Annotated in this window: 18 protein-coding genes; 16 read left to right on the forward strand and 2 right to left on the reverse strand. The window is 71.6% G+C overall.

Annotation, left to right across the window (positions count from 1 at the left end; genetic code table 11):
* Nucleotides 1-163: 163 nt before the first annotated feature.
* The 13 genes from ACWD5Q_RS01690 to ACWD5Q_RS01750 all read left to right on the forward strand — a co-directional run bounded on the left by ACWD5Q_RS01690 (nucleotide 164) and on the right by ACWD5Q_RS01750 (nucleotide 12432).
* Nucleotides 164-1027: a hypothetical protein gene (locus tag ACWD5Q_RS01690; RefSeq protein WP_451424984.1), complete on the forward strand. Its 864-nt coding sequence runs from the start codon at nucleotides 164-166 to the stop codon at nucleotides 1025-1027.
* A gap of 169 nt (nucleotides 1028-1196) precedes the next feature.
* Complete coding sequence (cpaB, locus tag ACWD5Q_RS01695) at nucleotides 1197-1910, forward strand: Flp pilus assembly protein CpaB (RefSeq protein WP_451424985.1); 714 nt, start codon at nucleotides 1197-1199, stop codon at nucleotides 1908-1910.
* A gap of 147 nt (nucleotides 1911-2057) precedes the next feature.
* The gene (locus tag ACWD5Q_RS01700; RefSeq protein ID WP_451424986.1) at nucleotides 2058-3671 is read left to right on the forward strand and encodes an AAA family ATPase; all 1614 of its coding nucleotides are present in this window, start codon (nucleotides 2058-2060) and stop codon (nucleotides 3669-3671) included.
* A gap of 293 nt (nucleotides 3672-3964) precedes the next feature.
* Nucleotides 3965-4300 (forward strand): TadE/TadG family type IV pilus assembly protein, encoded by a 336-nt coding sequence (locus tag ACWD5Q_RS01705; protein ID WP_451424987.1) that lies wholly within the window; start codon nucleotides 3965-3967, stop codon nucleotides 4298-4300.
* Between the two features lie 8 nt (nucleotides 4301-4308).
* Entirely contained in the window at nucleotides 4309-5649 is a 1341-nt protein-coding gene (locus ACWD5Q_RS01710; RefSeq protein ID WP_451424988.1) for a CpaF family protein, read from the forward strand.
* A 25-nt stretch (nucleotides 5650-5674) separates the two neighbouring features.
* Nucleotides 5675-6622, forward strand: a complete 948-nt coding sequence (locus tag ACWD5Q_RS01715) for a type II secretion system F family protein (protein WP_451424989.1) — start codon at nucleotides 5675-5677, stop codon at nucleotides 6620-6622.
* A gap of 13 nt (nucleotides 6623-6635) precedes the next feature.
* The gene (locus tag ACWD5Q_RS01720) at nucleotides 6636-7535 is read left to right on the forward strand and encodes a DUF5936 domain-containing protein (protein WP_451424990.1); all 900 of its coding nucleotides are present in this window, start codon (nucleotides 6636-6638) and stop codon (nucleotides 7533-7535) included.
* Nucleotides 7532-8836 carry a sensor histidine kinase gene (locus ACWD5Q_RS01725; protein ID WP_451424991.1) on the forward strand — a complete coding sequence of 435 codons (1305 nt, stop codon included), beginning with the start codon at nucleotides 7532-7534 and terminating at the stop codon, nucleotides 8834-8836. The genes ACWD5Q_RS01720 and ACWD5Q_RS01725 overlap by 4 nt, the downstream gene beginning before the upstream one ends.
* Nucleotides 8829-9560, forward strand: a complete 732-nt coding sequence (locus ACWD5Q_RS01730; RefSeq protein ID WP_451424992.1) for a response regulator — start codon at nucleotides 8829-8831, stop codon at nucleotides 9558-9560. The genes ACWD5Q_RS01725 and ACWD5Q_RS01730 overlap by 8 nt, the downstream gene beginning before the upstream one ends.
* Before the next feature lie 365 nt (nucleotides 9561-9925).
* Nucleotides 9926-10492 (forward strand): pilus assembly protein TadG-related protein, encoded by a 567-nt coding sequence (locus ACWD5Q_RS01735; RefSeq protein WP_451425183.1) that lies wholly within the window; start codon nucleotides 9926-9928, stop codon nucleotides 10490-10492.
* Between the two features lie 15 nt (nucleotides 10493-10507).
* Complete coding sequence (locus tag ACWD5Q_RS01740; RefSeq protein WP_451424993.1) at nucleotides 10508-11095, forward strand: hypothetical protein; 588 nt, start codon at nucleotides 10508-10510, stop codon at nucleotides 11093-11095.
* A 6-nt stretch (nucleotides 11096-11101) separates the two neighbouring features.
* Complete coding sequence (locus tag ACWD5Q_RS01745) at nucleotides 11102-11743, forward strand: OmpA family protein (protein ID WP_451424994.1); 642 nt, start codon at nucleotides 11102-11104, stop codon at nucleotides 11741-11743.
* Between the two features lie 101 nt (nucleotides 11744-11844).
* Nucleotides 11845-12432 (forward strand): dihydrofolate reductase family protein, encoded by a 588-nt coding sequence (locus tag ACWD5Q_RS01750; RefSeq protein ID WP_451424995.1) that lies wholly within the window; start codon nucleotides 11845-11847, stop codon nucleotides 12430-12432.
* A gap of 59 nt (nucleotides 12433-12491) precedes the next feature.
* Here the strand turns inward: ACWD5Q_RS01750 and ACWD5Q_RS01755 are convergent, their stop codons facing one another.
* Complete coding sequence (locus tag ACWD5Q_RS01755; RefSeq protein WP_451424996.1) at nucleotides 12492-13700, reverse strand: RNA-guided endonuclease InsQ/TnpB family protein; 1209 nt, start codon at nucleotides 13698-13700, stop codon at nucleotides 12492-12494.
* A 139-nt stretch (nucleotides 13701-13839) separates the two neighbouring features.
* Between ACWD5Q_RS01755 and ACWD5Q_RS01760 the strand changes: the two genes are divergently transcribed.
* Both ACWD5Q_RS01760 and ACWD5Q_RS01765 read left to right on the forward strand, forming a co-directional pair.
* Nucleotides 13840-14712: an LLM class flavin-dependent oxidoreductase gene (locus tag ACWD5Q_RS01760; RefSeq protein ID WP_451424997.1), complete on the forward strand. Its 873-nt coding sequence runs from the start codon at nucleotides 13840-13842 to the stop codon at nucleotides 14710-14712.
* Between the two features lie 219 nt (nucleotides 14713-14931).
* A complete protein-coding gene (locus ACWD5Q_RS01765; RefSeq protein WP_451424998.1) occupies nucleotides 14932-15714 on the forward strand; it encodes a class I SAM-dependent methyltransferase in 783 nt (260 codons plus the stop codon).
* Between the two features lie 156 nt (nucleotides 15715-15870).
* Here the strand turns inward: ACWD5Q_RS01765 and ACWD5Q_RS01770 are convergent, their stop codons facing one another.
* Nucleotides 15871-16206 carry a DUF192 domain-containing protein gene (locus tag ACWD5Q_RS01770; RefSeq protein ID WP_451424999.1) on the reverse strand — a complete coding sequence of 112 codons (336 nt, stop codon included), beginning with the start codon at nucleotides 16204-16206 and terminating at the stop codon, nucleotides 15871-15873.
* Between the two features lie 702 nt (nucleotides 16207-16908).
* Here ACWD5Q_RS01770 and ACWD5Q_RS01775 point away from each other — a divergent pair.
* The gene (locus ACWD5Q_RS01775; protein WP_451425000.1) at nucleotides 16909-17682 is read left to right on the forward strand and encodes an isoprenyl transferase; all 774 of its coding nucleotides are present in this window, start codon (nucleotides 16909-16911) and stop codon (nucleotides 17680-17682) included.
* The last annotated feature ends 188 nt before the right edge of the window (nucleotides 17683-17870 follow it).

The raw sequence follows: 17870 nt of genomic DNA on the forward strand, positions 1-17870 counted from the left end.
CGATCATGCTCACACCTTCGGTGAGATGATCTTCCGGATTCAGTGTTGAGCGGGGCATGCCGTGGATATGGTGCTGGTGCAGGACGATGCAAGAGGACGCAACAGGGGCCAACTGAGGCGGTGGTCGACCACCCCGCCGCAGTGAACGGGGTGGTGTGCAGCCGTGCCGACCGCGATAGCCGTCACCAGTCCCGACCTGGTGCTCCCGCCGCTCGACCGGCAGACCCCGCCCGCCGCGGTCCAGCCCCAGCCCACGCTGGAGCAGTCCCTGAACGGCATGCAGGCGCTCATCGAGCAGCACGGATACGTCATCGTGCTGCACTCCGCCTCCGGTGACGACCCGGCCGTCCAGCGGCTGCACACCGTGCGCTCCGTCCTGGAGAGCGACCGCGTCGCGCTGCTCGGCCTCGATCTGCCCCCGCTCGGGCTGGCCCTGCTCGCCCAGCAGTTACGGCAGTTGTCGGTCTGCGACCTCAGCCCGGGCGTCCTGGCGTCGTCCGCGCGGCTGCTCGCCCACTACGTCTACGCCGGTGCCCTCCTCGGCTCGGTCACCAGGCTCGACCGCGTCCCGGTCCCGCTCGCCTCCCACGCCAAGTCATGGGTGCCGAGTGCCCAGTTCGCCGTTCTCGCCCATCCCCGGCCGCGGCTCGTCCGCGTCGGTCAGGAGGAGTTACCGGGCCCCGAGTTCGGCACCCGGATGGTCGTCGCCGCCGGGCAGCCGCCCTCGGACTGGGTCACCGCCTCCCTCGCGCCCGCCTGGCGTGTGCAGGGCGTCGCGACCGTGCCCCTCCCGCGGGAGTCGGGCCACTGGTGGGGGACCCAGCGGCTCGTGGAGTTCGCCGCGGGCCTGCCCGACGTGTCCGTGCTCTATCAGCTCGTCACCTCCGTACGACGCGAGGTGTGCCACTGGTGCGGCCTCGAACTCATCGGCGACCGCTGCGGTTTCTGCGCCGCGTCGCTGCCGGAACCCGAGGACCGGCAACAACCGGTCGCCGCCGCACGCGCACTGTCACGAGGCGGCACGTGAGCACCGTACGCACCACTTCACCGCCGTACGCCCGACTCCGTGCCCCGGCCGCACCCGTTCACGGCCCGCCGCACCACCGCCCGGCCCGACCGCACCACTGCTCGACCGCCCCCCGGCCGGACGGCGGGTCCGCCCGACCGCACGGCACGTCCCCCCGAGGTGAGATGTAGTGAACGCACGACAGCGCCGCGGCGTCATCCTGCTGGTGCTCTCGGCCCTCGCCGCCGTCGGCGCCTTCGCCGGCGTCCTGTCGGTGATCCGCGACGTGAACGCGAAGGTCGGACCGGAGGTCACGGCGTACCGGCTCAAGGACGACATCCCGCCGTACCGGGCGCTCACGGCCGACCAGTTCGAGCGGGTCGCCATGCCCCGGCGCTGGCTGTCCGCGACGGCGGTCACCAGCCTCTCGCAGATCCGCGGCAAGATCGCGGTGACCCGGCTGGGGAAGGGGTCGCTGCTGCAGACCGACATGATCGTCGACCGGCCCGCGCTCCAGCCGGGACAGCAGGAGATCGCGATCATGATCGACGCGTCCACCGGCGTCGCGGGCAAGATCGACCCCGGCTCGCGGGTCAACATCTACGCCACCTTCAAGGCCCAGAACGACAAGGCCAAGGACGAGTCCAAGATCATCGTGACCAACGCCCGTGTCATCGACGTCGGCAAGCTCACCGCCCTCGACCCGGGGCAGTCCACCGACGAGCGCCGCCGCACCGCCACCGAGGCCGTCCCCATCACCTTCGCCCTCGACACGGCGGACGCCCAACGGGTCGCGTACGCGGAGTCGTTCGCGGAACACGTCCGGCTCGCCCTGGTCGCGGGCGGCTCCGAGACGGCGGTCACCCCCGGCGACCGCACGTACACCCTCGACCAGGACAAGTAGGAGGCCACGCATGAGGTCCGTCCCGTCCGTCCCGGTCCCCGGCGGTTCCGTCCGCAGCCGTTCCGTTCCCGGCCGATCCGTCCCCAGCCGTTCCGCCGTCCGCAGCCGTTCCGTCCCCGGCGGTTCTGACCTCGGGGGGTTTCGCCGATGACCATCCGTGTCCTGTCCGCCGTCGGCGACGTCGACGTGGTCCGCGCGCTCTCCAGCCTGCTCGGCCAGCTCCCCGACACCGAGCCCGCCCCGCCGGTGCCGGACTCCACCGCCCTGCTCGACGCCCTGGCGCGGCTGGCCGGCGAGTCCCTCGAGGAACTGCCCGAGGTCGTGCTCGTCCACGAGCGGATCGGGCCGGTCCCCGCGCTCGACCTGATCCGCGACCTGGCCATGCGGTTCCCGGCGGTCGGCGTCGTCCTCATCACCGCCGACACGAGCACCGGCGTGCTCACCGCCGCGATGGACTCCGGCGCCCGCGGCATCGTCACCCTCCCCCTCGGCTACGACGCCCTCGCCGAACGGGTCCAGGCCGCCGCCGCCTGGTCCGCCGGGATGCGGCGCCACCTCGGCAGCGGGGCCCCCGAGCTGTACGCCGGCCCCGGCGGGACCCTGGTCACCGTGACCGGCGCGAAGGGCGGCGTCGGCGCGACCGTCACGGCCGTCCAACTGGCACTGGCGGCACGGGCGTCGGGCCGTACCGTCGCCCTCGTCGATCTCGACCTGCAGTCCGGGGACATCGCCTCGTATCTGGACGTGCAGTTCCGGCGCTCGATCGCCGACCTCGCCGCGATCACGGACATCACCCCCCGCGTCCTCCAGGACGCCCTCTACACCCACGACAGCGGCATCGGGCTCCTGCTCGCCCCCGCCGAGGGCGAACGCGGCGAGGAGGTCACCGACCGGGTGGCGCGCCAGGTCATCGGCGCGCTGCGCTCCCGCCACGACGTGGTGATCGTCGACTGCGGCGCCCAGATGAACTCCGCGACCGCCGCGGTCGTCGAGAGCGCCGACCAGGCGCTGCTGCTCGTCACCCCGGACGTGGTCGCGGTCCGCGCCGCCAAGCGGATGGTGCGCATGTGGGACCGGCTCCAGATCCGCAAGGCCGAGGAGACGCTCACGGTCGTCAACCGCCACGCGCGCGGTACGGAGATCCAGCCGTCCCTCGTCGAACGCATCACCGGCACCAAGGTGGCCCGCGCCACCGTCCCGGCGTCCTTCAAGGAACTCCAGTCGGTGGTGGACGCCGGGCGCCTGCAGGATCTCGACGCCCGTTCCACGGTGAAGCAGGCGCTGTGGGCGCTGGCGGGCGAGCTGGGCCTGGTGGCGGTGCAGGAGGGCGGGGGCGGACGCCGGCGCAGGGCCTCCTCGGACCGGGGGGCGCTGACCCTGTGGCGCAAGGGCGGGGACCGGGGCGCGGTCACCCTGGAGTTCGCCGGGATGTTCCCGCTGCTGCTGGTCGTGATGGCGCTGCTGTGGGAGTGCGTCCTGTACGGCTACACGTACTCCCTGGCGGGCAACGCGGCCGACGAGGCGGCGCGGGCGGCCACGGCGGCCCAGGCCGTGCAGGGCGACGCGGCGGGGGCGTGCCGGTCGGCGGGGGCGGCGCATCTGCCGGACGCCTGGCGCGGCGCGGACATCCGCTGCGGGCAGGAGGGGCCGGTGATGAAGGCGACGGTACGGGCGCAGGTCCCGCTGTTCTTCCCGGGCGTCAACCCGGGGTGGCTGGTGGAGGGGTCCGCCGGGGCGGCCCTGGAGGGGGACGGCCGATGAGGACGCTGCTCCGCCGCCGGGGGGCCGGGCCGTCGGGTGGGCGGTTGCGCTTACGGGGAGGCGATCCGGTGGCTGGGCGGGCGCGCCACCCTGGAGCCGCCGCCCCGTCGGACGGGCGGGTGCGCCGCCGTAGAGCCGTAGCGGTCGGTGGGCGGGCACGCCGCCGGGGCGCCGAGCCGCCGGGTGGGCGGGCGCGCTTTCGGGGAGTCGTCCCGGAGGACGAGCCGCTGTACCGCCGTGGAGCCGCCCCGGCGGGCAAGCGGCTGCGCCTGCGCGACGACCGAGGTGTCTCCATGCTCGAATTCGCCGGCTTCCTGCCCATCCTCCTCGTCATCGGCATGGCCGCCGTCCAACTGGGCCTCATCGGCTACGGCATCAACCAGGCCGGCACCGCCGCCCGCGCCGCCGCCCGCGTGGCCTCGCAGAACGGCGACGGGGGCGCGGCGGGCGCGGCGGCCGTCAGCGGCTGGCTCGACCCGCGCGTCGACGCCCCCCGGGGCGCCGGCACCACCACCGCCACCGTCACGGTCACCGTGCCCTCCGTCATCCCCCTCCTCGGCGACTGGCCCGTGACCCGCCACGCCACCATGCCCAACGACCCCGCCCCCCTCGCCCCGGGAAGGAGCTGACGACCGGTATGAGTCTCCGCTCCCGTATCGCCGCCCCCGACGACGGCGCAGCCGCCCGCGAGGACGGACACCTCGTCGCGGTCTACCGTGCCAAGCTCCTCGAAGAGATCGACCTCGCGGAGATGTCCGGCCTCGCGACCGCCGACCGCCGGGTCCGCCTGGAGCGCGTCCTCGGCCACATCATCAGCCGGGAGGGCCCGGTCCTCTCCTCGGCCGAACGCTCCCAGCTCATCCGCCGGGTCGTCGACGAGGCCCTCGGCCTCGGCGTCCTCGAACCGCTCCTCGCCGACACGTCGATCACCGAGATCATGGTGAACGGCCCGGACTCGATCTTCGTGGAGCGGGCGGGCCGCGTCGAACAGCTCCCGCTGCGCTTCGCCTCCACCGAGCAGCTGATGCAGACGATCGAACGGATCGTCTCGACGGTCAACCGGCGCGTCGACGAGTCCAACCCGATGGTCGACGCCCGGCTGCCCACCGGCGAACGCGTCAACGTCATCATCCCGCCGCTCGCCCTGACCGGTCCCACCCTCACGATCCGCCGCTTCCCGCGTGCCTACACCCTCCCCGAACTCATCGGCCTCGGCTCCCTCGACGAGCAGATGCTGATGCTGCTGGCCGCGTTCGTCCGCGCCCGCTTCAACCTCATCGTCAGCGGCGGCACGGGTACCGGGAAGACGACCCTGCTCAACGCCCTGTCCGGGCTGGTCCCCGCGCACGAGCGCATCATCACCATCGAGGACTCCGCCGAGCTCCAGCTCCAGCAGGAACACGTCATCCGCCTGGAGTCCCGCCCCCCGAACGTCGAGGGCAAGGGCCAGATCACCATCCGCGACCTGGTCCGCAACAGCCTGAGGATGCGCCCCGACCGCATCATCGTCGGTGAGGTCCGCGGCGGCGAGACCCTCGACATGCTCCAGGCGATGTCCACGGGCCACGACGGCTCGCTCGCCACCGTCCACGCCAACTCCGCCGAGGACGCCCTCATGCGGCTGCAGACCCTGGGCTCGATGTCCGAGGTGCTCATCCCGTTCGAGGCGCTGAAGGACCAGATCAACTCGGCGGTGGACGTGGTCGTCCAGCTCGCCCGGTACGCCGACGGCTCCCGCAAGGTCGTGGAGATCGCCCTCGTGGTCTCCCACGGCCGCGAGCAGTTCCGCGTCGCCACCGTGTCCCGCTTCGTGCCCGACCCCCTCGGAGCCGACCGGATCATCCGCGGCCGCTTCGAGCACCTTCCGCTGCCCCGGGCGGTCGCGGAGAAGCTGTACGTCGCCGACGAACCGCTTCCGCCGGCGTTCGGTGTCGCGGAGGCCATCGACGTACTCCCCACCCGGCAGGCCCTCGGATGACCCCCGCTCACGTCAGGAGCGCGCCATGAACGACCCCGCCCTCCTCGCCCTCGGCGCCACCGTCCTCACCGGCACGCTCGCCGTGGCGGGCGGCCACCTGTACGCCTCCGGCCGGGCCCAGCGGCAGGCACTCGTCGACCGGCTCTCCGGCGACCCGGCGGGCCCCCCGCGCACGGCGTCCGGCCGCGTCCGGCGCTTCACCGCGGTCGACCGATGGCTGCGCCGCACCCGCCTGGGCCGCACCCTCCGGCTGCGCCTGTCGGCGACGGGACTCGATCTGACGCCGGGGGAGTTCTTCATCTACGTCGTCGCCGTCGTCGTCGCGCTGTGGCTCATCGCGGCGTCGACGCTGGCCCCCTTCTTCGGCCCGATCGCCGCACTGGTGTGCGTCTGGAGCGCGGCCGTCTTCCTCAACTGGCAGCGGCAGAAACGCATCGAGGCCTTCATCAGCCAGCTCCCGGACGTGGCCCGCCTGCTGGCCAACGCCACGGCCGCCGGTCTCGCCCTGCGCACCGCCCTCGCCATGGCCGCGGAGGAGCTTCAGGCTCCGGCCGGCGAGGAACTGGCCCGGGTGGCCGACCAGTTGATGCTCGGCCGCTCGGTCGAGGACACCCTCGGCGAACTCGCCGAACGCCTGCCCTCCCGCGAACTGGTCGTCCTGGTCACCACGCTGGTCCTGGCCAACAAGGCCGGCGGCTCGGTCGTCAACTCGCTGCGCAACCTCACCCAGACCCTGGAGGACCGCAAGGAGACCCGGCGCGAGGTCCGCACCATGCTCTCCGAGGTCAACGCGACCGCCTTCACGGTCCCGCTGCTGGGCCTCGGCTCCCTCGTCCTGGTCAACTCCTCCAACGAGGGCGCCCTCGCCCGGGTCACCGGCTCCCCGCTGGGCCAGGGCCTGGTGCTGCTCGCGCTCGGCCTCTACACGGTCGGCTTCTTCGTCATCCGCCGTCTCGGCAAGATCGAAGTATGAGAAGGGGACCGCGATGAGCGCGCTGCTGCCACTGCTGCTCGCCCTGCTGACGGCCGTCTCCGTCACGGGGATCCTTCTCGGGATCCGTCTGATCCGCGCGGACGCCAAACTGCCGAGCGACCTGGCGCTCGCGCTGGAGGTGGGCGCCAGCCGTGTCTCCACGGCGGGCTCGGCGGTCGACCGCCTCGGCATGCGCTTCGCCCCGCTCGTGCTGCGCCTCATGGGGCCGCGCCGGGTCGACGTCAAACGCCGCCGGATCGACATGGCGGGCAACCCCGGGGGTCTCACCCTGCAACGGTACGCCGCGCGCCGGGCGGTGTACGGGATCTTCGGCCTGGTCGTGGGCCTGATGTTCCTCACGAACGGACAACTGCTCTTCGCGGCCCTCACGTTCGCGTTCGGCCTGCTCGCCGCCGACGCCCTGATCTGGCAGGCCGTCCGCGAACGCAAGGACGTCATCGACCGTACGCTGCCGGACTTCCTGGACGTCCTCGCGGTCGTCGTCTCGGCCGGCCTCGGCTTCCGCCAGGCACTGGACCGGGTCGCGGAGAAGTACGAGGGGCCCTGGGCGGACGAACTGCGCATCACCCTGCGCCAGATGGACATGGGCGTCAGCCGCCGCCAGGCCTTCGACGAACTGCGCCGGCGCAACTCCTCCGAGCAGGTCGCCCAGTTCGTCTCCGCGCTGCAACAGGGGGAGGAACTGGGCTCCCCGATCGCGGAGACACTGATCCAGCTCGCCACCGACATGCGGCGCACGGACGCCCAGAACGCCCGCCGCCGCGCGGCCAAGACGATCCCCAAGGCCACGCTGGTCACCCTGGTCTTCATGCTCCCGGCGACGATGATCCTCATCGCCACAGGCATGTTCCTGGGCTCGGGGACGAACTTCGGATCGATCCTGGGCCGATGATGAGCAACCGGACCGGCCGCCCCACCCCCGGCTACCTGGAGGACGACGCCCCGCCGCCCGCCAGCGTCCGTCTCCAGCTGAGCGCGTTGCAGGCCCTGTGCCGCCAGACCGTGGCCGTACGCCTCGCCATGGTCGTGATCGGCGCCCCGTTCGCCCTGGCCAACTCCCCCTCCGGCGCCCTGCGCTACGCCGTCCTCGCCGCCGCCGTGCTCGGCGTCATGACGTCGTACGCCCTGCTGCGCGACTGGGACCGCGTCGGCCCGCGCCTGCTCGCCCACCCGACGCTCATGGCACTGGACCTGCTCTTCGTCGCCACGCTCCTGCTGACCGCGTCCCCCGCCTCCCCCCTCGCCTACGCCACGGTCTGCACCCCCCTGCTGTCCGGCCTGCTCTACGGCTGGCGCGGCGCCGGCGTCCTCACGGGCCTGCAACTCGGCGTCGTACTGGGGGTGTTCAGAGCCTGGGAGCACCGCCCCGGGGCCGGGGTCAGCACCCTTCTCATCGCCGGGTTCTGCGTCGCCGCGGGGATCATCGGAGTCACCCTGCGCAATCTGATGTTCCGTTTCGGCGCCGCCGGCGAGGCGCTGTCCGAGGCGAACGCCCGGCTCGCGGCGGCCGAGGCCGTCGCGTCCGAACGCGCCCGGCTCGCCCGGGAGATGCACGACTCGGTGGCGAAGACCCTGCACGGCCTGGCACTGGCCGCGGAGGCGCTCGCCGCCTCGGCCGGGCACCGCGACCCCGCCACGCTCCAGCGTCAGGCGGCCCAGGTGGCGGACGCCGCCCGGCGGGCCGCGACGGAGTCCCGGGACCTGCTGTCGGACCTGCGGCGCCGTACCGACTTCACGGCGGGACGGCTGGACCTGGCTGCCGAAGTCGGCGCACGCGCCCGGGCGTTCACCGCCCGCGGCGACGCGGAGACCGAACTGAGGCTGCCGGACACACCGCTCCTCCTGCCGTACGCGGCCGCCCACGACGTCCTGTCCATCGTCTCCGAGGCGCTGGAGAACACCCACCGCCACGCCCACGCCACCCGCGTACGCATCGAACTCGACGTCACCGGGTTCGAGGCGTTCGACCTACGGGTCGGGGACGACGGTGCCGGCCTGCCCCCGACCGCCGTGCCCGAGGACCTGGCGAGAACCGGCCACTTCGGTCTGCTGGGCATGGCGGAACGCGCCGCGTCCCTGCGCGGCCGGCTCCACCTCGGCCGCTCACCGCTGGGCGGCGCCGAGATCCGGCTGCACGTCCCCGTCCCCGCCCCCGCTCCCCACCGCCCCCAAGAGGAGGCCGCACATGCCTGACCAGGCACTTCCCGGTCCGCCGCTGCGCGTCCTCGTGGCCGACGACAACCCGGTCGTACGGGCGGGCCTGACCGCCCTGCTGTCCGTCCACGGCGACATCGAGGTCGTGGCGGAGGCGGCGGACGGCGGGCAGGCGCTCGTCTGTGCGGCCCGGCACCGTCCGGACGTCGTCCTCCTGGACGTCCGCATGCCCGGCACGGACGGCTTGACCGCACTGCCCCGGCTGGCCCGCACGGCCCCCGTGATGATGCTGACGTACAGCAGGGAACCCGAGGTCGTGGCGGAGGCGCTGCGCCGCGGGGCCTCCGGCTATCTGGTGCACGGCGAGTTCACGGCCGCCGAACTGGTCGCCGCGGTACGGAAGCTGAGGGAGGGGAGGCAGGTTGTCCCGTCTTTATTCGGAGCTTCCTACGAACGAGGGGAAAGTCCTTCGCATGTGCAACCGGTTGTGTCACATTCGTCGAAGGCTCTCGGCGCTCCTGCGGGGGGTCTGCGGCGCCGTGCCGCAGGATGGCTGGACTTCGGCCTGAGCTCCAGGGAGGTGGAGGTCATGGATCTCATCGCGGCCGGCATGAACAACCGGCAGATCGCCGCCGCCTGCTTCATCAGCGAGAAGACAGTCAAGAATCACATCAATCGTATCTTCGCGAAACTGCACAGTTCCTCACGCAGCGAAGCGATCGCCCGCTGGCTGGGGACGGCCGGCGGGGGGTGGAGCCGATGACCGCCCGCGAGCACGGAAGTTGGGCCCCTGGGCCCACTCGGAGTAAGGGTGCTTTCACATACGGTGCGTGGGTTGGTCGTAGCCGCATCGGGCGGGAGGTCAGGGGCCGTGGTGACGAGGACGAGGCACAGGATCGGCGCGTGGCGAAGGACCGTGGTGTCCCGGATGCGGGGAGCCGGGCGGGACGCGGGGGCGGGGTTCGTGGAGTATGCCGGGCTGATGATCATCATCGCGGGGATCTTCACATTGATCGACGGTCTGGGGCTGGACGGGCTCATCTCGCGAGCGATCTACAACGCCGTCAACAATGTTGTCAGCGGAGGCGGCTGACCTCTCCCCAGCCGCGAGGCGACCGGGGACAAACCCTGCCGATCTACATCTGGCTGACAGGCATTCTATTGTTCGCCGCGTTCGCCTTTTTCGCATTCGCCCAAGCAGCGTCCGCCCGCAATGGAGCTCAGTCCGCGGCGGACGCTGCGGCGTTGGCGGCGGCACAGGACTCCCGCGATGAGTTGATGACGGGCCTGCAACAGGCCATCGGAAAAGACGACGACTGGCTGAAATGGCTTCAGGGCCAAGACCTCCAGGGTGCGGGAGCGAGCGCCGCCGCCGAGCGGCTGGCCGCCGACAACGACGCGACCGTGCTGGACACCGCCCCCACCATCGTGAACGGCTACCCGGGTTACCGGGTGGCGATCGAGACGCGCTACACGGTGGGGAAATCCATCATTCCGGGCACGGAGACGCGGCACGCGAGGGCCGAGGCCGTCGCGGTGATCCAGCCGCGCTGTACCGTCCCGTCGGACGCCGACCCGAAGAAGCCCGTACAGCTCGACTGTGACGGTCATTCCGTCGACATCGACCCCGACCATTTCCATTCGGACGACCTTCCTGACGCGTCCGTGCTGTTCTCTGTGCATCTGGCCGAGTGAAAGGAAGCCGTACCGATGGACTTTCCGCGCACCATGAAGGGCCGCAGGGCGCTGAGCGCGGTCGCGGTCGGGCTGGTCCTCACGGCGGCCGGTTGCGGCGGGAGCAGTGACGGACAGTCGGACAAGGGGGCCGGGGCTTCGTCAGTTCCGACTCCCGCCCGGAGCGGCAACGGTCAGAAGCAGTCCCAGGCGCCCCAGACGGATGCGGTGCTCGCCGAGGTGAAAGGCGAGAACGGCCTGACTCTCACGATCACCTCTGCTAAGCGTGACGCTGGAGGCTTCGTCACCGTGGAGGGAACAGTGACGAACAATACGTCCGACATCTGGCTCGCAGAGACATGGCGCGGCGACGAACGCGAGCTGTCCAGGAACGGCTCTTCCCTCGCAGGAGCCAGCCTGATCGACCAGAAGGGCAAGAAGAAGTATCTGGTCCTTCGGGACACCACGGGGCGCTGCCTGTGCACGAAGTTCGACGGCCCCGTCCGCCAAGGACAGACCGCCGACTGGTTCGCCCAGTTCCCCGCCCCACCCGAAGGCACCGACGCCGTCGACTTCCAGGTCGGCGCCATGCCTCCCGCCTCCGTCGAACTCTCCCAGGGGTGAGCCGCCATGCCGCTTCCCCTGCGTGCCGTCACCGCCCTCTCCCTGCTCACCGTTCTCGGTCTCGCCGGTGGCCCCCCGGCCGCCGCCGACGATCCGAGCGCGCCGCCCGGCGCCGTCAGCACCTCGCCGCCACCGTCCGTCGACCCGGCCAGCCCGGGGCTGAAGCTCGCCGACGGGGCCACCCTCGCGCCCGCCAAGGTGCTGGACATCAAGTCCGTCGTGGAGGACCTCGGCGGTGAGGAGCGGCGCGAGGACACCAATGAGAACGTCACGTTCGCGCTCCAGGCGGAGGTGCTGTTCCCCAAGGACAGCCCCAAGCTGAACCCGCAGGCCCGCTCCCGCATCGACGCCATCGCGGACGAGATCAAGAAGCAGAACGCCACGAACATCCGCGTCTTCGGCTTCACCGACAACCTGGGCTCGTACGCCCACGGCCTGGTCCTCTCCAAGAAGCGTGCGGAGGCGGTCCACGACCAGCTCGCCGCGCGCCTCGGCGGGACCGTCACCTTCGAGGTGCGCGGCTACAGCGAGGACTACCCGATCGCCGACAACTCCACGGAGGAGGGCCGTCGCAAGAACCGCCGCGTGGAGGTGTCGTTCCCCAGGGGGGAGTCGTCCCCGGGCACGGCGGGTATCGCCGGAGGGTGAGCCCCGGGTGCGAATCCCCCGGAGCCGCCTCCGCGTCCGTGCGCCTCCGCTGCGCGATGCTCGTGCCGTCCGGATGGCCGATGTCGTACCCGGGAGCTGCCATGAGAAAGATCGTCCTGATGATGTCCATGTCCCTGGACGGCTTCATCGAGGGCCCGAACCGTGAGATCGACTGGCATCTGGTCGACGACGAACTGCACCAGCACTTCAACGATGTGCTCAAAGAGATGGGCGCGTTCCTGGACGGGCGTGTCACCTACGAGCTGATGGCCGGGTTCTGGCCCACCGCGGACGCCGATCCGCACCGCACGGGGCCCATGGTCGAGTACGCCCGGATCTGGCGGAACATGCCGAAGATCGTGTTCTCCCGGACCCTGCGGCACGCCGACTGGCACACCACCATCGTCCGGGACGTCGTCGTCGAGGACATCCTCGCGCTCAAGGAGCAGGACGGCGGCGACCTCGCGCTCGGCGGCGCCGCCCTGGCCGCCGAGTTCCTGCGGCACGACCTCGTGGACGAGTTCCGGGTGTACGTCCATCCGATCCTGGTCGGCCGCGGGCAGCGTCTCTTCGCCGAGAGCGACGAGCTGACCGCCCTGCGCCTGCTCGACACCCGCCGGTTCGGCAACGGTGTCGTCCTCCTGCACTACGAGCGTCCCAGGGACGAGCGGCAGCCCGGCAGCGCGTAAGGGTAAGCGGGTAAAGGTGTTGTGCGTTGCAGGGCCGCTCGCTTGACCTCCTCCCCCGCCTAATGGCGGGGGAGTCCAGCGGTCGCCCGCTGGGTTTCCTGCTTCATTGACGACCGCCCCGTCCGGGAGGACTCCCGTTGAGGTCTTACACCATCTCCACAGGCCGCTGCCGCCAGCCCGGCGGCCAGTGTGTTGCGTGCCGCGTTCACGTCGCGGTCATGCACGGCGCCGCAGTCGCAACGCCACTCGCGGACGTTCAGCGGCAGTTTCTCGCGGACCGTGCCACACGCCCCGCACAGCTTCGAGCTGGGGAACCATCGGTCGATCACGACGAGTTCACGCCCGTACCAGGCGCACTTGTACTCCAGCATCGTCCGCAGCTGCGCCCACGACGCATCCGATATGGCACGCGCCAGGCTGTGGTTCTTCAGCAGGTTGCGGACGGTGAGGTCCTCGATCACGACCGTTTGGTTCTCACGGACGAGACGAGTCGAAAGTTTGTGGAGAAAGTCCCGGCGCCGGTCGGTGATCCGCGCATGGACACGGGCCACCTTGCGGCGGGCCTTCTCCCGGTTCGCGGAGCCCTTGGCCTTGCGGGACAGCTCCCGCTGGGCCTTGGCCAGACGCTCACGGTCGCGGCGCTCGTGCTTGGGGTTGGCGACCTTCTCCCCCGTGGAAAGAGTCACCAGCGAGGTGATGCCCGCGTCGATGCCGACCGCGTTCGCCGTGGCCGGGGCCAGGGCGATGGTGTCCTCGCACAGCAGGGACACGAACCAGCGCCCCGCAGCGTCACGGGACACGGTAACCGTGGTGGGCTCCGCACCCCCCGGCAGCGGACGGGACCACCGGATATCCAGCGGGGCCGTCATCTTCGCCAGCGTCAGACGGCCCTCACGCCACTTGAAGGCGCTACGGGTGTACTCGGCCGACGCACGGGACTTCTTCCGGCTTTTGAAACGCGGGTACTTCGCACGCTTGGCGAAGAAGTTCCCGAAGGCCGTTTGAAGGTGCCGGAGCGCCTGCTGAAGCGGAACCGAGGACACCTCGGCCAGGAAGGCGAGTTCCCCGGCCTTCTTCCACTGCGTCAACGCGGCGGACGACTCCACGTAGGAAATGCGGCGCTGCTCGCCGTACCAGGCGCGGGTGCGTTCCTCCAGCGCCTTGTTGAACACGAGACGGACGCAGCCGAACGTGCGCGACAGCTCCGCCGCCTGCTCGTCCGTGGGGTAGAAGCGGTATTTGAAAGCCCGCTTGACCTGCTGCGTCACTTCTCACATTCTATCAGCTCCCGTGTGAACGGGTCGTGTTGGGCGGATAGCGGAGCGCGCTCCGCCCCTACGCGGCTCCGGACCCGGTATGCGTTCCTCCCCCGGCTGAAGGCGGGGGTTTCCACACAAGGAGTTTCCGATGACTGGACTCGGTGCTGTGTTCCGGCCCCAACTGCCTCCCGAGCGGCTGCGCCCGTTGGTGCGACTGGCGGACGAGTCGGGCCTGGAGGAGCTGTGGCTGTGGGAGGACTGCTTCCTGGAAGGGGGGATCTCGGCCGTGTCCGCCGCGCTCGCCTGGACCGAGCGGCTGCGCGTGGGCGTCGGGCTGCTGCCCGTGCCGCTGCGGAACGTCGCGGTCACCGCGATGGAGGCCGCCACGCTGGAGCGGATGTTCCCGGGCCGGGCGATCCTCGGCGTCGGTCATGGCGTCCAGAGCTGGATGGGCCAGGTCGGCGCCCGTGCCGAGTCACCCGTCACCCTGTTGCGCGAGTACCTCGACGCCCTGCGGTCCCTGCTCCGCGGTGAGCGCGTCACCACGGACGGGCGGTATGTGACGCTGGACGGCGTCGCGCTGGACTGGCCGCCCGCGGAACCGGTCCGCGTTCTCGCCGGGGTCACCGGACCGCGCTCGCTGCGGCTGTCCGGCGAGGCGGCGGACGGGACGATCCTGACCTCGTCCACCACCCCGGAGGGCGTACGGCGGGCCCGCGCCCTCATCGACGAGGGGCGGGCGTCGGCCGGCCGTACCGATCCCCACTCCGTCGTGGTCTACCTGCTCACCGCCACCGGTCCGGGTGCGGTGGCCCGCCTCCGGGCCGAGCTGGAGGCCGAGGGCCTGGGCTCCGTGCCGGACCTCGGCGTCGCCGGGGACGCGGAAGCCGTCGCGCAGGCCGTCCGGCGGCTGGCGGAGGCGGGGGCCGACACCGTGGTCCTCCAGCCCACGGGCGACGAGCCGGACCCCGAGGGCTTCGTGCGGTTCGCGGCCGGGGAAGTCCGCCCGCTGGTGCCGTAGTCCGCCCGCCTGTCCCGCGCCGGTGTGCGGTGACCTGTCCGCCCCGCACCGCTTTGCGGTCGTGCCGGTCGTCCAGGCGCCGGTGTGCGGTCGCCTCACCCGCCTGTCCCGCGCCGCTCTGCGGTCGCCCGTCCGTCCCGCGCCGCTATGCGGTCGCCCGTCCGTCCCGCTCCGAAATGCGGTCGCGTCGTGTGTCCGGCCGCTGGGAGCATGACCGGTATGAGTGGCGACCGTACGTTCGAAGACCTCGTCCGTGAAGCCGTCGAGGCTCCCGTCGACGGCTGGGACTTCTCGTGGTTCGAGGGACGGGCGACGGAGGAGCGGCCCCCGTGGGGGTACGCGCGTTCGATGGCGGAGCGGCTCGCGCGTGCCTCCGCCGCGCTCGACATCCAGACCGGGGGCGGAGAGGTCCTGGCCTCCGCCCCGGCGCTGCCGCCGCTCACCGTCGCCACCGAGGGCTGGCCGCCGAACGTCGCCCGGGCCACCGCCCTGCTGCACCCGCGCGGTGCCGTGGTCGTCGCCTCGCCCGAGGACGCCCCGCTGCCGTTCGCGGACGCCGCCTTCGACCTCGTCACCAGCCGGCACCCGGTGCGGACGTACTGGGGTGAGATCGCCCGTGTGCTGCGCCCCGGCGGCACGTACTTCTCTCAGCAGGTCGGCCCGGCGAGCGCGTTCGAGATCGTCGAGTACTTCCTCGGGCCGCAGCCGGAGGAGGTCCGCGGCGCCCGGGAACCGCAGCGCGCGCGGGCCGAGGCCGAGGCGGCCGGTCTTGAGGTCGTCGACCTCCAGGAGGCCCGGCTGCGCATGGAGTTCCACGACATCGGCGCGGTCGTCCACTTCCTGCGCAAGGTGATCTGGATGGTGCCCGGCTTCACCGTGGAGCGGTATGAGTCCCGGCTGCGGTCCCTGCACGAGCGGATCCGTTCCCGGGGGCCGTTCGTCGCCCACAGCACCCGCTTCCTCGTCGAGGCCCGCGCCCTTGGGGCGGAGCGGGCCCGGTGAGGGGGCGCGCGCCCGGCGGTGTCCCCTCGTCGTCGACGGCGGCTCGCGCCGTCCTCGGCGCTCACAGACCAAGGTGATTCGCCTGAGCAAAGCCGCGCGGGCGGCACCGTGCGGCGGAGGGGGGTGCGCGGTGCCCTGCCCGGCGCCGACACGCCGTCAGGCGTCCTCCAGCCGGACACGGCTTCCGCGTCGTAGGCCCCAGCGCTGCATCACCCCGGCCTCCGCCTCCAGAACATGGCGCGCTCGCGGGCGGGGCAGACCGATCCGTCCCGGTGGCATCGTGCGTACCGCCAGCACCCGCAGGTTCCGGTCCAGATAGGCGACGTCGATCGCGAACCGCATCCCCAGGGTGTGCACCGCGCTCGCCGGACTGAGCAGCAGTGCCCCCTCGATCCCGTGCCGCCCGAGCAGCCCGCGCCGCCGGTCGTGCGCCGACCGGGCGACCTCCAGGGGTACCGGGGCGGCCGTCCCCGCCGTGATGAACGTGGCCATGACAGCGACGTTAGCGGTGGCGTCAAGTGTCCGTTCCCGGCGCGGGTCACCCACCCGGAGTACGCCGCGCGAGGCCGTCGGCTGTCCCGTCATGGCTCGTCAACCCCTTGGATCCCTCAGGATTCGGCCGTATTTCCTTGGAATCCCCTGTGATCCGGCCAGAGTGCGGTGCGGAATGCACGCCTCCGCGACCACCGACGCGTTGCCGGACGACTTCGGAGAGTAGTTGTTTCCCGTCGATGCACGCAGGTGCCCTCACGAAGGGTTATGGTGGAAACCCCCCCTCGGGCCGGTCCGTCTCCCCCCCACGGACCGGCCCGTTTTCCTTGCCGCCCCGATCGGCCCGGAAACCGGACGGCCGCCCTGTGCGTCCTACCCTGGGAAACCGGACGGCCGCCCTGCGCGTGTCCCGCCCCGGGAAACCGGACGGCCGCCCCATGCGTCCCACTCCGGGAAGCCGAACGAGGCGCGACACACCCATCGCCCCGGAAGCCCGGAATCGGGACGGGCGGGTCACGCCCGATGGCCCGTAAATCGCGGCTACGGGGCGGCCGTTCACCGGTGCGATCCCGGGACGGGCCGCCGACACCGTTGGCCGGAGCCCCGGTTTTCCGGGGGTAGGCTTCGATCCGGGGACCGCCACTTGACTCTGAGCGCACCCGCCCGCACCTGTCTGATCCGCACGGAGGGGCTGACAATCACGTGAACCTGCGCGACAAGCTGCGCGGCCTGCTGGTCAGGTTGTACGCACGCCGGGTGGAAGGCCACCTGGACCACGCTCAGGTGCCCAAGCACATCGGCGTCATCATGGACGGCAACCGGCGCTGGGCGAAGGCGGCCGGCTCGACCACCGCACAGGGCCACCAGGCCGGCGCGGACAAGATCGAGGAGTTCCTCGGCTGGTGCGCCGAGACGGACGTCGAGGTCGTCACCCTCTGGCTGATGTCCACGGACAACCTGAACCGGCCGAAGGACGAGCTGGTCCCGCTTCTCGGGATCATCGCGGACACCGTACGCTCGCTCGCCGCCGACGGCCGCTGGCGTGTGCACCATGTGGGCGCGCTCGACCTGGTGCCCGGACGGGTGCGGACCGCGCTCAAGGAGGCCGAGGAGGCCACCGCGCACGTCGACGGGATACTCGTCAACGTCGCCGTCGGCTACGGCGGCCGCCAGGAGATCGCCGACGCCGTCCGCTCCATGCTCTTCGACGCCCACGACCAGGGCACCTCGATGGAGGACCTCGCCGAGTCCGTGGACATCGACCTGATCGGCCGGCACCTGTACACCAGTGACCAGCCCGACCCCGACCTCGTCATCCGTACGAGTGGCGAGCAGCGGTTGTCCGGTTTCATGCTGTGGCAAACGGCCCATTCGGAGTACTACTTCTGCGACGTCTTCTGGCCGGCTTTCCGCAAGGTCGACTTCCTGCGCGCATTGCGTGACTACGCGGCGCGCCACCGCCGCTACGGCGGCTGACACCCCCCTTTTCCTCGCGGCCCGGCGTCACTCTTCTGGGTGCGGGCCGGGCGAGGGACGTTACGAGGAGTTCACCGGGGCGCCGCCGTATGCCCTGGCATGGCGGCGCGTGTTCGAGGGCATAAGCCAAACAGGTCGACACCCGAACCACGGGTGTCGTATCTCAGCGGACGGCTCGGAGCCGTCCG

It is taken from the genome of Streptomyces sp. NPDC002513, assembly GCF_053595355.1.